At 41.9% G+C, this 14,503-nt stretch carries 10 protein-coding genes, 2 tRNA genes and 1 riboswitch; of the genes, 9 read left to right on the forward strand and 3 right to left on the reverse strand.

What is annotated here, in order from left to right; genetic code table 11:
• Positions 1-13: 13 nt before the first annotated feature.
• The 4 genes from AB4Z50_RS23970 to AB4Z50_RS23985 all read left to right on the forward strand — a co-directional run bounded on the left by AB4Z50_RS23970 (position 14) and on the right by AB4Z50_RS23985 (position 5,655).
• Positions 14-322, forward strand: coding sequence for an ArsR/SmtB family transcription factor (locus AB4Z50_RS23970; RefSeq protein ID WP_372238995.1), 309 nt, complete (start codon positions 14-16; stop codon positions 320-322).
• On the forward strand, positions 319-735 hold the full coding sequence (locus AB4Z50_RS23975; protein WP_441882907.1) for an SRPBCC family protein: 417 nt from the start codon (positions 319-321) through the stop codon (positions 733-735). The genes AB4Z50_RS23970 and AB4Z50_RS23975 overlap by 4 nt, the downstream gene beginning before the upstream one ends.
• Before the next feature lie 233 nt (positions 736-968).
• Positions 969-4,136, forward strand: coding sequence for an ATP-binding cassette domain-containing protein (locus tag AB4Z50_RS23980; RefSeq protein ID WP_441882909.1), 3,168 nt, complete (start codon positions 969-971; stop codon positions 4,134-4,136).
• A 133-nt stretch (positions 4,137-4,269) separates the two neighbouring features.
• A complete protein-coding gene (locus tag AB4Z50_RS23985) occupies positions 4,270-5,655 on the forward strand; it encodes a M48 family metallopeptidase (RefSeq protein ID WP_441882911.1) in 1,386 nt (461 codons plus the stop codon).
• A 65-nt stretch (positions 5,656-5,720) separates the two neighbouring features.
• Here the strand turns inward: AB4Z50_RS23985 and AB4Z50_RS23990 are convergent.
• Together AB4Z50_RS23990 and AB4Z50_RS23995 are read right to left on the reverse strand one after the other, a co-directional pair.
• Positions 5,721-5,797: transfer RNA gene (locus tag AB4Z50_RS23990), tRNA-Pro, on the reverse strand.
• 8 nt (positions 5,798-5,805) lie between these two features.
• Positions 5,806-5,881 (reverse strand) — tRNA-Thr (locus AB4Z50_RS23995).
• A 94-nt stretch (positions 5,882-5,975) separates the two neighbouring features.
• Here AB4Z50_RS23995 and AB4Z50_RS24000 point away from each other — a divergent pair.
• Complete coding sequence (locus tag AB4Z50_RS24000; protein WP_441882913.1) at positions 5,976-7,097, forward strand: glycerate kinase; 1,122 nt, start codon at positions 5,976-5,978, stop codon at positions 7,095-7,097.
• A 66-nt stretch (positions 7,098-7,163) separates the two neighbouring features.
• Here the strand turns inward: AB4Z50_RS24000 and AB4Z50_RS24005 are convergent, their stop codons facing one another.
• Positions 7,164-8,483, reverse strand: coding sequence for a hemolysin family protein (locus AB4Z50_RS24005; RefSeq protein WP_076268110.1), 1,320 nt, complete (start codon positions 8,481-8,483; stop codon positions 7,164-7,166).
• A 256-nt stretch (positions 8,484-8,739) separates the two neighbouring features.
• On the opposite strand from AB4Z50_RS24005, the gene AB4Z50_RS24010 reads away from it, so the two are divergent.
• From AB4Z50_RS24010 to AB4Z50_RS24025, 4 genes are all read left to right on the forward strand, one after another.
• Positions 8,740-9,510, forward strand: coding sequence for a DUF1836 domain-containing protein (locus AB4Z50_RS24010; RefSeq protein WP_339208676.1), 771 nt, complete (start codon positions 8,740-8,742; stop codon positions 9,508-9,510).
• A 72-nt stretch (positions 9,511-9,582) separates the two neighbouring features.
• Positions 9,583-9,667, forward strand: a riboswitch (cyclic di-GMP riboswitch).
• A gap of 139 nt (positions 9,668-9,806) precedes the next feature.
• A complete protein-coding gene (locus AB4Z50_RS24015; protein ID WP_441882915.1) occupies positions 9,807-11,510 on the forward strand; it encodes a methyl-accepting chemotaxis protein in 1,704 nt (567 codons plus the stop codon).
• A gap of 162 nt (positions 11,511-11,672) precedes the next feature.
• Positions 11,673-13,445 carry an HSP90 family protein gene (locus AB4Z50_RS24020; RefSeq protein ID WP_441882917.1) on the forward strand — a complete coding sequence of 591 codons (1,773 nt, stop codon included), beginning with the start codon at positions 11,673-11,675 and terminating at the stop codon, positions 13,443-13,445.
• Positions 13,442-14,485 carry a hypothetical protein gene (locus AB4Z50_RS24025; protein WP_441882919.1) on the forward strand — a complete coding sequence of 348 codons (1,044 nt, stop codon included), beginning with the start codon at positions 13,442-13,444 and terminating at the stop codon, positions 14,483-14,485. The genes AB4Z50_RS24020 and AB4Z50_RS24025 overlap by 4 nt, the downstream gene beginning before the upstream one ends.
• The last annotated feature ends 18 nt before the right edge of the window (positions 14,486-14,503 follow it).

The following is a 14,503-nucleotide window of genomic DNA, read 5'->3' on the forward strand; positions in this document are numbered from 1 at the left end:
CGATAAAGGTCAAATGAGGGATGTTTACGACGCTGTTGCCGATCCAACAAGGCGAAAACTAATTCAATTGTTGGCAGAAGTTGAAGACTTGCCCCTACATGAGATAACGGTTCATTTTCAAATGGGTCGAACAGCGGTTTCCAAGCATTTGGCAATCCTGAAAGATGCCGATCTCGTCATTGCTCAAAAGGTTGGCAGAGAAACGAGATATCGATTGAATGCTAATCCGTTGAAAGAAATAAAAGATTGGGTATCTTTTTATGAAGGTTTCTGGAATGAAAGAATAGATAAATTAAAACTTATATTGGAGGAAAAGAAATGAAACCAGATGTATCATTAGATTATCAATTTACAAGCTCAATCGACCAAGTGTGGAATGCTCTAACGGATTCAGATACGCTTGCGAAATGGATTTGGAATAATGATTTTGAACCGGTCGTTGGACATAAATTTCAGTTCAAAACGGAGCCTTCCGAATGGTGGAACGRCATTGTAGATTGCGAAGTGCTTATAGTGGACGAGCCTCATACATTATCTTACACTTGGATAAGTGCCGGAGAAAATACGACAATTACATGGACTTTAAAAGAAGGTTCAGATGGAACGGTTCACCTACACCTCGACCAAACTGGATTTAGTGAAGAAACAAAAGCCCGTCCGGGAGCAATTGAGGGAGCTAAATCTGCTTGGACTTACAAGGGCAATCAGCTTGGAAAAGTGTTAGCCGAACTGTAATATGATTTTTCAACTTTCATGATGCCAGTTTTCAGTACCAAACTTAATTCATCAATACAAATGAATCATTTTTAAAAAATAGGGCGCAATTCCGCAGTAAGAATTGTGCTCTTTCTTTTTGATAAGATGCCTTTTGAAATCATTTTAAATGAGCAAACATAGCAGGTTGGCTGTAGAAGCTTGCTTTTATCATATACAGAGACAAATTTTTAGAGATTGGAGAGGAGATCACAATGAAAATAAAGCAATTAATTGCGAACAATATTAACAAATTAGATGAAGTACTGCCAGTAGATAAATCGTTAGGCATAGCTGGTTTATCTGGATCTGGAAAAACAACTTTTTCTCAAACCATTGGTGAAGAGTCGAAGAAACGTCTCGTTTCCTTATTGCCAAAGGCGGAGTATCAGTATCTATTTCCTACTATTATGGAAACCAATTTCAGTGCCATTAAGATGGAGGAAATGCCGCTTGTCCTTTTTCTAGGTCGATCATCCATTTCTTCAAATCCTCGTTCAACTATTGGTACGCATACTGGCGTGTTTACTGAAATTCGAGTTGCTCTTGCTGAAAAGTATAATCTTTCTCCAGAAGTTTTTTCTTTTAATAATGAATTAGGCTGGTGTCCAGACTGTAAAGGCCGCGGAACAACTAAAAATATCGAATGTAAAAAATGTATGGGGAAACGTTACAATCAAGAAGTTGAACAATATAAATTTGAGTTATTGGATCAAGCACAGAGTGTATCGGACATCAACGACTTCAGTGTGGAAACAATTTATTCACTAGCAGAAGTTCTAAAGATTAGTGAAGGTAAACAAAACATTTTAAAAAATATAATCAATATGAATATTGGTTACTTAACGTTAAATCGAATTATGGGAACATTGTCAGGTGGAGAAGTAACTCGGCTCTACTTGGCTGAATTTATGGCTACAAGTGAGAATACGGTTATTATTATCGACGAAATTTCCGTAGGTCTTGATCATCAAACGTTATTGAAAATTTTAGCTGAGATTAAACAATTGGGAGTTAAAAATCAAATTTGGCTCATTGACCATTCTGACACGGTGCTGGACACAGCGGATAAGCATTTGTTTTTTGGCCCTGGCAGCGGTAAATACGGCGGAAAAATAGTGGAAGAATCACCACGTCCAAAGCCAATCCACGGGGAACGAAACGAGGCAGCACCAACAGAATATTATCAATTTCTTGATCTTCACTGCCGGAATATTCAAATCAGTGAAATTCAGATTCCTAAAAATAGACTTGTCACATTTACAGGCGAGTCAGGCTGTGGCAAATCCACACTTGTTAATGAGTGCATGTCCAAAGATTTTGTGAAGCGCTATCCGAAGGATAAGCTGGTTATGGTTGGGCAAGATCGAAACCAATCGATCACTAGCCGGTCAACCGTTGCCACTTTTCTAGATATTAAAAAGAAGCTTACAAAATATAGTGATGATATTGATGATATTTTTCAGCGCTCGATTGAAGATATTATTGTTGAGCTGCCAAATGAAGACATCGCTCATAAACGCTTGAGCTTATTGATCAAGCTAGGACTTGGTTATTTGACGTTGGAGAGAAAAACACAATCCTTATCAACGGGTGAATTTCAATGTGTTCATTTAGTTTCTGAGTTGTTTGCGGGCTCCAGAAACCCGAATACGCTATTTATTTTTGACGAGCCATCAAAAGGGTTATCACAAAATATTTTGAATCAATTCATTGATAGTGTGAGGGTCATTCTTCAGGATGAATCCGTCTCTATAATCATGATTGAACATAATTCGTATATGCTGGAAAGCTCTGATTTTATCGTTGATTTTGGCAAAAGACAGCTTGCACCCGTGGAGCATCTTGATGTGGTCAGTCATGATGATTATTACCGGGAACAAAACCATGAAGATAAAGCTGCTCCTTTCCATATTCCTTCAACACTAGATCAAAAAAATGGCGTAAATTATTTAAAAGAAAACCAGATTACCTATTTTAAAAATGCAGAAAACGTTTATAAAGGCGGCATCTTAAAAAGCTTATCATCCATGGCTCGTCTCATTTATGGCGAATATGAATCGGATACCATTGCACCCGTCATCGCCATTGATTTGGAACGCCACTTGTACAGCCAATATACTTTTCTCTACGAAATTGGCGGCTTAATCAACCATATTGTGGCGGCACATCCAACCAATAAAGATACGAATAGCTTCGATTTCTATAATCAAGGCAATCATTGCCCATGCTGCTCGGGCCGCCGTGTAATTGAAAAATTTGATTTTGATATTGTTATTCAGGACAAAACCGCGCCATTCTGGGATGGCTTATTGCATCCAGATGTGATGGATATTTTGAAGTTTTATCAATTCCCAAAAATAAAATTTATTTTTGAAGAGATTAAAAATGAGCTCGGCCAGGATATAAGCAAAAGTTATGCAGAGATGACAGACGCAGAAAAGCATACTTTTTTGTACGGATATTGGGAAAAGTCATTCTATGATAAAGTAGGCAAGGCATCAAGGACTTGGGAAGGCTTTAATCACATCATTGGGATGTATATGGTGGTATCGAAATCGGAGATCAAAGAGCGTATAAAAGAATCCAAAAAATTGATTACTTGCCCAATTTGTCTAGGAACGGTATTAAAGCATCATAAAAAGCTAAAGTTTGGCGAGACGGATATTCGTGAGATTATTCAGCAGCCTCTTGATCAAGTCATTAAAACCGTTGGAAATCTACAGGTTCTAGACAAAATGAAAGCGATTGTCGGGGGCGATATGCTTTTGACGGAAGAGGTTTCTCTATTGCCTAGGGAGACGCAAGCTGCGCTGAAAATGCTTGAACTAGAGGTTGCGAGCTTTTCCCACTACGAAATGGTCTTGCAAAATGTGCTGCCGTTCTGGGGCCGTATTAGCAACAGTATCGAATCCATCAGTATTAATAATCGGATCACCGTCTGTGATTTTGCCAATATCACCGAAACGAGAGAAACGATCATTGATAAGTATTTCACTAATGGTAAATACAAAAAACTGACCTATGTCTATGAAGTGTTTGGTTACAAAAAAATTGTCACCTTAATAAATAAAATTAAAGCTAGCCAGCCATGTCCATTCTGCAAAGGGAAAAGAGTAATTTCGGAAGATGGGCTCCATGATGGCGTGTTCAAATTATCGGTACCATGTGTTAGCTGTTATGCAAGTGGCATCAATGATGAAGGGCTTAAGGAAATTGTTGAAGGCATAGACGTGCAAACATGGCTGACCGGCAAAGTAAGTGATGTTGTTAAAGACAGCTCAAATATTGAGGCAGTGGCTGATATTCCAATTTTCAATCGCATTCGTGAGTTGAATAAACAAGAAATGATGGCTGTATATCAGTTTCTTGAGCAAAGCTAGATGTCATTCACTGAAAGAAACTCATTTGCTATCCTAAATTGCAGATGAGTTTTTTTGTTATGCTGAAGGTTGTATAATAACTTTGGGAAATCGTGTATAATGTGGGTATTATTTTAGAAGGGGATGCCATTTATTGAATGCAATTGATTTAGAAACGTCGCTCATACATAAGAAAGAGAATCGTTACTTCGTTCTTGCGCTTATCTTTAGTGTTTTCATTTATTTATGTCTGTTTATTTCTATTATTTTCATTTTCATCCTACCGATTCTTATACTCCTGCCCTTATTCGCTCAAGCGATTATGATGGCAAGCATTCGAACCAATGGCGTTCGGATCACGCCGAGACAATTCCCGGAAGTGTTCGCAATTGCCCAGGCACAGTGTGAGCGGATGGGCTTTACTGTTGTACCTGATCTCTATGTCATGGAGTCGAGCGGGATATTAAATGCGTTTGCTTCGCGCTTTTTTGGCCGCAATATGGTGGTGCTTTATTCCGATTTGTTCGAAATGATTCAGGCGGGTGGGGAAAAAGAGCTCACTTTTGTCATTTCACACGAGCTCGCCCACATCAAACGAAATCATTTGTCGAAGCAGCTGCTCATATTGCCGGCGTTATGGCTTCCATTTCTTGGTGAAGCATACTCGCGGGCTTGCGAATATACATGCGACCGTATGGCTGCTTATTACACCAATGATGCTGAAGCCGCAATGAATGGTTTAACGATATTAGCGATCGGCAAAACGCTCTACAAACGGGTAGACCGTGAGGAATATTTGCTGCAAAGCAGCTATGAGAAAGGTTTATTTGTATGGCTGGCTGAGAAGCTATCGACTCACCCGCCCCTGCCGAAGCGTATCTACGCGATTCAGCAATATGCAGGCATCTCATCGAATATCATTTTTAAGACATCCTCTTCGCGAATAGCACTTATCATCGTTTTGGCTGTTATTCTTGTTCTCGGGGGATCTGTTACGATCGGAGTGACCTTCTCGAAATCGATTGATACCTTCATGTCTTCTCTTGATGGGCCGCCAACCGATGATCAAATGCTTGGTGCAGCTTCAGAGGCTGATTTGGAGCTCGTTAAATCTCTGCTTAATGCTGGAGGAAATCCGAATGCAGCAGACGATGAAGGGTGGACAGCGCTAATGTGGGCAGCCCAGCTAAATGAAACAGCTATCGCTTCTTCTTTGATAGATGCGGGAGCGCAATTGAATGTGATTGAGCAAAGTTATGAAGAAACGGCATTAACGATAGCGTTGTATAATGAAAGCATAGAGATGGTAGCGTTATTGCTGGATGAAGGAGCTAATCCGAATTTACAGGATAGTACCGGATGGACACCGCTAATGACCGCAGCAAAAAATGGTGACATAGAGGGAGCGGAACTTTTGCTAAAAGCAGGGGCTGATCCGTTGAAAGTTGATGAAACAGGATATACAGCTGAGGATTATGCGCTTGATGCTGGGTTTGACGAGCTCGCCGAGCTGTTGCAAAATTTAGGCGATCAAATATAAAAGAAAAGAAGCTTGATTGCTCAAGCTTCTTTCTTTTATGTATATTCAATTCTTTATTTTTAGGATGGTCGGGACGACACGATTTGAACATGCGACCCCCTGGTCCCAAACCAGGTGCTCTACCAAGCTGAGCTACGTCCCGGGAAAAGATGGTGCCGTCGAGAGGACTTGAACCCCCAACCTACTGATTACAAGTCAGTTGCTCTACCAGTTGAGCTACAACGGCAAGATGTATTCGCTAAACACAAGATGTATTATCGCATATAAACTGAAATAATTGCAAGTGTTTTTTTAATTTTTTTTCTGAAAGGATGATTAGGGTGAAAATCGTTATTGCACCGGATGCGTTTAAGGGGTCAAGCAGCGCATTTCAAATTGCTAGCACAATGGAAGCAGGCATTCGCACAGTACATCCACATGCTGAAATCGTACAGCTCCCAATGGCTGATGGCGGTGAAGGTACGATGGAGATTTTGGTACAAGCTACAGGCGGGAGTTTTATCGAGGTTCCTGTTCACGATCCGCTCAGCCGAAGCATTCATGCAAGATATGGCGTACTGGGAGATGGCCAAACCGCGGTTATTGAGCTTGCTGAAGCATCTGGTCTTGCTTTGCTCAAGAGTGAAGAGAAAAATCCGCTTATCGCTTCAACATTTGGCACCGGTGAATTGATTCGGCATGCACTCGGTTCTGGTTATCGTCAATTTATTATTTGCTTAGGAGGCAGCGCGACCAATGATGCCGGATCGGGCATGCTGCAGGCGCTCGGAATGAAGCTGTTAGATGAAAGTGGAGCAGAGCTGCCGCTTGGAGGCGTTCATTTGTCGAAGCTTGCATCGATTGATGATGCTGGTTTCCATTCGAGCATTCGCGAAAGCAGCTTCATTATTGCTGGCGATGTAAGTAATCCATTGTGCGGGGAGCATGGAGCTTCTTTGGTTTACGGTCCTCAGAAGGGAGCATCGTCAGAAGCAGTCAAGCAGCTTGACCTTGCATTAGCTCATTTTGCTGAATGTATATCCAAGCATACTGGGATTGATGTGGCGAATTTGCCAGGCAGCGGAGCGGCAGGAGGAACAGGTGCAGCACTTTTAGCTTTTTTTGACGCCGCTATGCACGCTGGAGCAAAACTTGTAATGGATAGAATTGGATTTGAGGAGCATATTGTTGGCGCTGATTGGATTTTGACAGGCGAAGGGAGATTAGACAGCCAAACGGGATCAGGCAAGGTGATCAAGGCGATATGTGATGCCGCTCGGGGGCAGCGCATCCCTGTAATCGCCGTTTGCGGGTCAATTGATGCGAGTTCAGCATACACGTCGGAGCTTGGTCTTCGTGCAGGCTTCTCGCTCGTGCCGGGTCCATGTTCTGTAGAAGAGGCGATAGACCACACGGATGAGTGGCTGCTTGATCGTATCGTTCATATTTTCAGCTTGTTATAAAGACATAACAAAAAAGAAGCAGCCTATGCAGTGAGCAAAGGCTGCTTCTTTCTTGTTAACCTATCGTTATGCGGTTTCGCCTTCAACGGCTTCTTGATTTTGCTCAATTAGCATTTCGACCTTGCGAATCCGGTTTTTGCTCGTCTCACGAATGATAAATTTATAATTTTCGTAAAAGTGCTCTTTGCCTGGTTTTGGATCGGTCACTTGACTGTACAACCAGCCGCCGACTGTATCCACATCCTCTTCCTCGAAGTTCATGCCGGTTAGATCGCTCAACTCGCTAAGTGATACTTTACCATCGAGAAGATAGCAGTTATCGGCCAACTGTTCGATTTCCTTGCGTTCGTCAGCATCAAATTCATCACGAATTTCACCAACGATTTCTTCCAAAATATCTTCAATTGTAATTAGTCCGGAAGTACCGCCGTATTCATCGACGAGAATAGCGATGTGAACACGTTCTAATTGCATTCGCTTTAGAAGCATTTTGACTGGCGTAACCTCGGAAACGCTCAGTACAGGATGAACAAGCTTTTTGAAATCCAAATCACGATCAGATTCATATTCTAGGAAAAGCTGCTTCGTGTTAATCATGCCGACGATGTTATCCTTGCTCTCAAGTGCAACCGGGAAACGCGTATATTGTTCCTTGCGAATAATTTCCATGTTCTCAGCTAATGATTTGTTTGTATACAAACAAATCATATCGGTGCGGGGCACCATAATTTCTTTGGCCAGCAATTCGTCAAAAGCGAAAATGCGGCTTACATATCCGTATTCTGTATTGTTAATCTTTCCGCTTTGGTAGCTCTCGTTAAGAATAATTTGAATTTCTTCTTCCGAGTGTGCTTCTTCATGCTCTGTAGCTGGTTTCAATCCGAACAAGCGAACCAAAGCGTTAGCCGAGCCATTTAGCAACCAAATGAAAGGATATAAAATTTTGTGGAATAAAATAATCGGTTTTGCTGTTAAGAAGCTAATAAATTCAGCTTTCTGGATCGCCCACGTTTTTGGTGCAAGCTCCCCGACAACAACATGCAGGAATGTGACTGAAATAAATGCGATTAAAAAGGATAGAATATGACTGATGTCATCGTTAATAGCAAAACGTTCAAACAAGGGTAAAAGCATTTTTTCAACTGTCGGTTCTCCCAGCCAGCCCAGCCCGAGCGCTGTAATAGTAATACCTAATTGACAGGCTGACAAGTAGGCATCCAGATTACTCGTAACCCGTTGAACGGCAAGTGCGTTCTTCCGGCCCTCAAGCACTAACTGATCGATCCGACTGGAGCGAAGTCTGATGATGGCGAACTCCGTTGCGACGAAAAAAGCAGTTAATAAAATAAGAAGAGCAATCATGAATAAATTGAATCCTATACCCATTTTCGTTTTTCACTACCCTTTTATGTTTATATTTTTTTTATTCTTATGATCTACTATAACGAATGATTACATGATATGACAAATGCCATATCCAACGGTAACAGCCTTATACGCGCTTTAAAAGCGATTTAACGAGAATGAAAGGCTTATTCTCATTGATTTTCGAGCCTTTACAAGCGTCATTCTCCGGCATATGATGAGTTCATATGAACTTGTAATATAGGAATGCAAGACGAATGCGCGAGGAGGAAGCGATATGGAGTCCTTTACGCTTACTCGAAAAGAGATGGCTTGCTTGCTGCTGGCTCTGGACGGAAAGTATAATTTGAAGCCACTGCAAGTGCTGCAAGCCGCATGGACCAAAACGCATCAATGTGACTTGGAGAAAGGCACGGGACTGCCTGCATTTATGTCTACGCTGCTGCCTCCAATTATTGAAAAGCTCATTAAAGGAAATGAGATTAAAGGCTTTTCACTACATGAAATTGCTGCGTTGGGCCAACTAATCGAATATTCGAATCTGTCGATTACCTCCATGCAAAACTGGGTAAAGCGAGATTTCAAACCTTATTTCGATTGTCCGAAAGCTGGGAAAAAATATTCTCTGAACCAAGCTGCGTTATTATTCATTATTGATGATTTAAAGTCAAATCTTGATTTTGAATCAATACGCAAGCTTTTTGAGATCGTATTCAAGAAACCAGAGGATGAAGCAGACGATTTAGTTGGGCCTATTGAATTATATGCATCTTATACCAGTATGTTTGAGGAGCTAGATGCGAATAACGATCAACTGCTCGACATTTCCGGTCATTTGAAGGAAAATCCGCATCAAGATTTATTGACAGAGCATGTCATTCGCTCTTCAGCGAATCAATTTGCAAGCAGATTGCCGAATTTAACGGAAAAACAATGGGAAGCGGTGCGAAATATTTTGCTCGTTGCGGTTATTTCCATCCAAACCTCCTATTTTCATTCGTTAGCAAGGCGTTATTGCAATGCAACCTTATTTTTAGCCACAGAATAAATATGGTTCAAGGGATGACAAATTCACTAAATAGTCCTATACTGGTTTAAGTTGTAAACTACAAAATAGACAAACTGAAAAAGGCAAACTTGTTGAAAGACAAGGACGCAAAGTTATGGGCCTAAGGTGTACGCACTATGGCTGCCAGACCGCCGGAAGGATAATAAGCTAACTGAGCTGTCCGCCTCCTGTGGCTGGATAGCTTTTTTTGTTTTCAGGAGACAGAGGAGAGAGCAAGCAGGATGGTTTTTAAGGATAGGATAGAGAGAGCAAAAATACTGTTTAAGAAATTGAGTTTGAAGAAAATAACGAGCAAATTATTGCTTGTTACCGCAATCATCACACTTTTTAATGTAGGCTCGGGCGTTTTGATTTATTTTCAAAATCATTCAGTAGCAACCTCAGTCGAAGGCTCAGAGGAATTGCAGCGTGCTGAACGCAATTATCAAGGTATATCGAATAGGCTGCTGAAAGTGATGCTTCTAATGGTAGATGCCATTGAAAATGGCAAAAGCGATGCAACGCTGATCATGAAGGATTTGGAAACGATGCCTGCCAACATCGATGAATTAGAGAAACAGCTTATCGATATGGATAAGAAATATCCGCCTGCAACGGAAGATGGTCCTTATTATGCGAATCAGGTTAATGTTCTTAAGCTTGCATTAGATAACTTGAAAGTGACGAATACAGATGTGAGTGGATTATCATCAGATGAGAAATCGCTCCGCATAAGCAATCTAATAAGCGTATATACCGTCATTCTAAGTTATTCCAACGATACAATGCACGAGCGTTTGACCGCAGACGCTAACGCGACGCAGAAGCTTCTCGATAAAGACATATCCAGTGCGAACCTTATTGTGCTTATAAATGTCATTTTGCTAGCTATTCTTCCTGCTATTATGATTTTTGTCATCTCACAATCGATTAGAACAGGACTTGTAGGCATTACAAAAAGAATTAAGCAGTATGGCAATAATGATTTTACAAGTCAAGAAAAACTCGTTCGCTCTGACGAATTTGGCGATCTTGACCACGCTTTGGCTAATATGGGCGATCAGCTGCGAGAAACGATTAAAGCTACGCTTGAAGTGAGCGAATCTGTGCTCCACATTTCGAATAATATGGATAATATGATTGGTATTAATCGAAAAGCATCAGAGGATGTAAATGGCCAAGTGGAGCTGGGCAGAAAAGTGTTGCTGTCGCAGTATGACGATGCTTCATCCATTTCGGCAGTTACGGAAGAAATCTCAGCAAGCTCTCAGCAAATTGCTGCGTCGAGTGAATACATAAACAATGATATGCAAAATATGAAGCAATCATCTCATAACGGCACGCAGCAGATGGCTGGCGTGGTCTCGATGGTAAATGAAACAGTAGACCAGTTCTCAAAGCTAACTGAAGCTTTCGAAACGATGAATGAACGATATAACAATGTAGCTAAGTTTTTGAACGGCATTCAGGATTTGAACACACAGACGAATTTGTTGTCACTGAACGCATCCATTGAATCGGCAAGAGCGGGTGAGCATGGCAGAGGGTTCGCAGTTGTCGCTGATGAGATCCGCAAGCTGTCCAGTCAGACCGATATGATCTCGAAGCAGATCACGAAGGAGCTGACACTCATACAAAGCGATGTGGCAGCAAGCAGCCGCACGATCGGCAGCTTCGCGAATGTTATTAACACGACTCGTCAAGCATCCGAAACCGCAAGCAGCACATTCCAAGCATTGGAATCACAAAGCAGCATGCTGTCAGATCAAGTGAGCGAGATTTCTACGGCAATTAGTGAAATTACAACAGGCATGTCTCATATCGTGTCTGCAGTAGACAAGCTATTGACGACGTCTTCAGAAGTGAATGGGAAAATGGAACATATGAGCGAGCTTTCAGTTAAGCAAAATGATATTTCCGATGATTTGCGCACGCTTGCGGAGAAGCTTTCACTTTCCTCACAGGATTTGAAGGAGAAAGCAGCTGTTTTCAAAGTGTAAGCAACAAAAATGATAATCGAGTGAGGCAGGCAGCATCCATAGGTTTGGGGTGCTGCCTGCCTCTTTGTGCAAATAAAGAAGGATAAGCGAGTATAATGCCGAATCAATGAATGGAATAGACCAATAAAAAACAGATCCACTATGGGAGACAGGATGAGCGAAATGAACTTTCAAGTTAATTTACAAGGGATGATCGAGCTTCTCTCAAAGCATTTATATTCGAGCCCAGGCGTGTTCATTAGGGAATTACTGCAAAATGGCGTTGATGCGATTACAGCACGCAAACGGCTTGGACATCGCTTTGATGCACGCGTAACAGTTGAAATTTACGGTTCTCGAACGATTGCCGTTCACGATAATGGGATAGGCTTGTCCGAATCCGAAATCCAGCTTTTTTTGGCTCAAATCGGAAGTACCTCCAAGCGTGACGAAATGGATTCAGCAGACGACTATATTGGACAATTTGGCGTGGGTTTGCTGTCCTGCTTCGTAGTGAGCGGCGAGATCGTTGTTATTACCCGCTCCGCTCTAGAAGGCGATACTTTAGAATGGCGTGGGCGGCCTGACGGCACGTACACGATTCGCAAGCTTGAGAAGGATGCTCCAATCGGCACCACCGTGTTTTTGACATGCAAGGAGGGTTACGAGGATTATTATGAATGGGATCGTGTGATGGAGTTAATGAGCCATTATGGTCAGTTCCTGCCTGTTCCGATTCATTTGTCCGAAGGGAAAACAGATATTAGGATTAACGAGGAAACTCCTCCGTGGTCCATGAATAGCAGTGATGCGCTCACCTATGGCGAAGATCACTTGTATCAAACCTTCTTGGATGCCATACCTTTAAAATCAGTAATTGGTGAGCTTGAGGGTGTCGCTTATATTCTTCCTTATGCTGTAAGCTTGCAAGCCGAGAAAAAACATAAGGTATATATGAAACGTATGCTGCTTTCCGATCAAGTTAACAATATGCTTCCGGATTGGGCTTTTTTTGTTACGTGTATCATGAATACGAATGGACTTCGACCAACGGCTTCTCGGGAGTCATTTATGGAAAATGAGCTTTTTCACACCGTAAAGGATGAAATTGGCGAAAACATTAAACAGCATATGATTCAGCTTTCAGAATCAAACCCTGAACTATTCGGTAAAATTATTGTTATTCATTCTGCTTCCATTAAAGCGATGGCTGCCGAAGATGATGAGCTTTATCGATTGTTTATCCGTTTCTTGTCGTTTGAGACTTCATTTGGCATGATGAAGATGAGCGAAATATTGGAACAGAACAAACGTATCGTTGTATCTTCAACGCTTGATGAATTCCGCCAAGTGGCTCGCGTTGCCAAAGCGCAAAATGTGATGGTTATTAATGGCGGTTATGTCCATGATTTTGAGCTTGTGCGCAAGCTGTCGGAGCTGGATGAGGATATAGAGGCGTTAGTTCTAGATCCGATTAATTTCTCGAACGTCTTCCAATCCATAACTCCCGCGGAGCATAAAAGCATTCTTTCCTTTCTGGAGCTCTCGGATCAGCTGCTAGCTCCATTTCAATGCAGAAGCGTAGTAAAGCGATTTGAACCAGTGGATTTGGCCGCTTTATACAATACAAATGATGAAGTGAATTTTCTGAGAATGGCAGAGCAAACGAAAGATGAAGCTAATGATTTGTTCGCAAACATTGTGGATGTCGTCATCCATGAGCTATATGAGGTGCCATATGCGACGATTTGCTACAACTTTAACAATCCGCTTATGCAGCAGGCTATGACCTGTCAGAATGCGGATATGCAGAAGCTAAGCATTGAGACCGTTTATACGCAGGCCTTGCTGCTTGGTCAATATCCTCTTGGCCCTGAGGAGCTGAAGTTAATGAACAAATCGTTTATGCAGGTGCTGGAAATCGGTCTTAGTCAGGCTGGTGAGCGAGAGCTATGAAGCAGCGATATGATCAATTGCGAAGCGAGGCATGGAGCTTGCCGCAGGGAAAACAGAAGCTTGCGGTGCTTGAGGAGGCTATTCGGATAGCCGATTTGCATATGACGAAGGAAGACTCCTATTACGCCCGCATGTCTTATTCCGAGGCAGCGCTTGATTCGGGCTATGAAGAGCGATTTCTTGTTTCATTTACCTGGTGCTTAACTCAGTTTGAAAAAGATCCGGCTGCTTATTCGAGCTTCACCCTTATTTGGCACTATAAATGGTTTGTTAATCAAATTTGGCGGTTTCCGCAATTTGGTACGGATCAAATCACTTCGATCTTTAATGATTTTAAGGCAAAATGCTTACAATACGGTCACAGCCTGCGCCCATATTATCAATGTCTTCATCGATACGCGCTATCTCAAGGCGATCATGAGTCGGCTCAAGCAAACTATGAGCTTTGGCGCAAGACGGCTAGAGATGGAATGTCTGATTGTAGCGCCTGTGAGCAAAATGGCTTTGGCTACTATCATTTTACAGTTGGCAGATATCGGCGAGGACTGCAAGCTATGAAGCCTATTATGGATGGTCGAATGACCTGCAAATCCATTCCGCAAAATACGTACAGCCATCTGCTTCTCCCGCTCCTTGAGACAGAGCAAGCAGATGAAGCTGTAAAGATGGCAAAAAAAGGCGCGCGTTTGTTAAAGGGCCCTGGTTACTTAAGTGAATATGGGAGCTTCCTTGCTTATTACACAGCAACCGACATTCATAAAGCCGCCAAATGGTTTGAACAAACCGTACAATATGCGCTGGATACGAAAGTAGGCTGGGATCGGTTGTTGTATATGATTTCAGCTAGAGCATTTCTACAATTGTGGCATGCGAAAAACCGTCGGAGAAAGCTGAATGTTAGCAGCGATATTACGTATGAGATGATTGTAAAGGATACCGAACAATTAGCTGCTGCTTTTGATCAGAGAAACCAAAATCATTATTGCACCGAGCTGCTCAAACAGAAGCTTAAACAAGTTCAAAAACTAAGCCATTTTTAATCCATGTGTTGACGTATA

Source organism: Paenibacillus sp. 2TAB26, from assembly GCF_052115145.1.
GTDB lineage: Bacteria > Bacillota > Bacilli > Paenibacillales > Paenibacillaceae > Pristimantibacillus.

Excerpts from the sequence above, each read along its gene's own strand:
- AB4Z50_RS24010 (WP_339208676.1), top strand. The coding sequence starts at position 8,740 with ATGGAGTCCTTTACGCTTACTCGAAAAGAGATGGCTTGCTTGCTGCTG.
- AB4Z50_RS24020 (WP_441882917.1), top strand. The coding sequence starts at position 11,673 with ATGAACTTTCAAGTTAATTTACAAGGGATGATCGAGCTTCTCTCAAAG.
- AB4Z50_RS24005 (WP_076268110.1), bottom strand. The coding sequence starts at position 8,483 with ATGGGTATAGGATTCAATTTATTCATGATTGCTCTTCTTATTTTATTA.
- AB4Z50_RS24025 (WP_441882919.1), top strand. The coding sequence starts at position 13,442 with ATGAAGCAGCGATATGATCAATTGCGAAGCGAGGCATGGAGCTTGCCG.
- AB4Z50_RS23970 (WP_372238995.1), top strand. The coding sequence starts at position 14 with ATGAGGGATGTTTACGACGCTGTTGCCGATCCAACAAGGCGAAAACTA.
- AB4Z50_RS23980 (WP_441882909.1), top strand. The coding sequence starts at position 969 with ATGAAAATAAAGCAATTAATTGCGAACAATATTAACAAATTAGATGAA.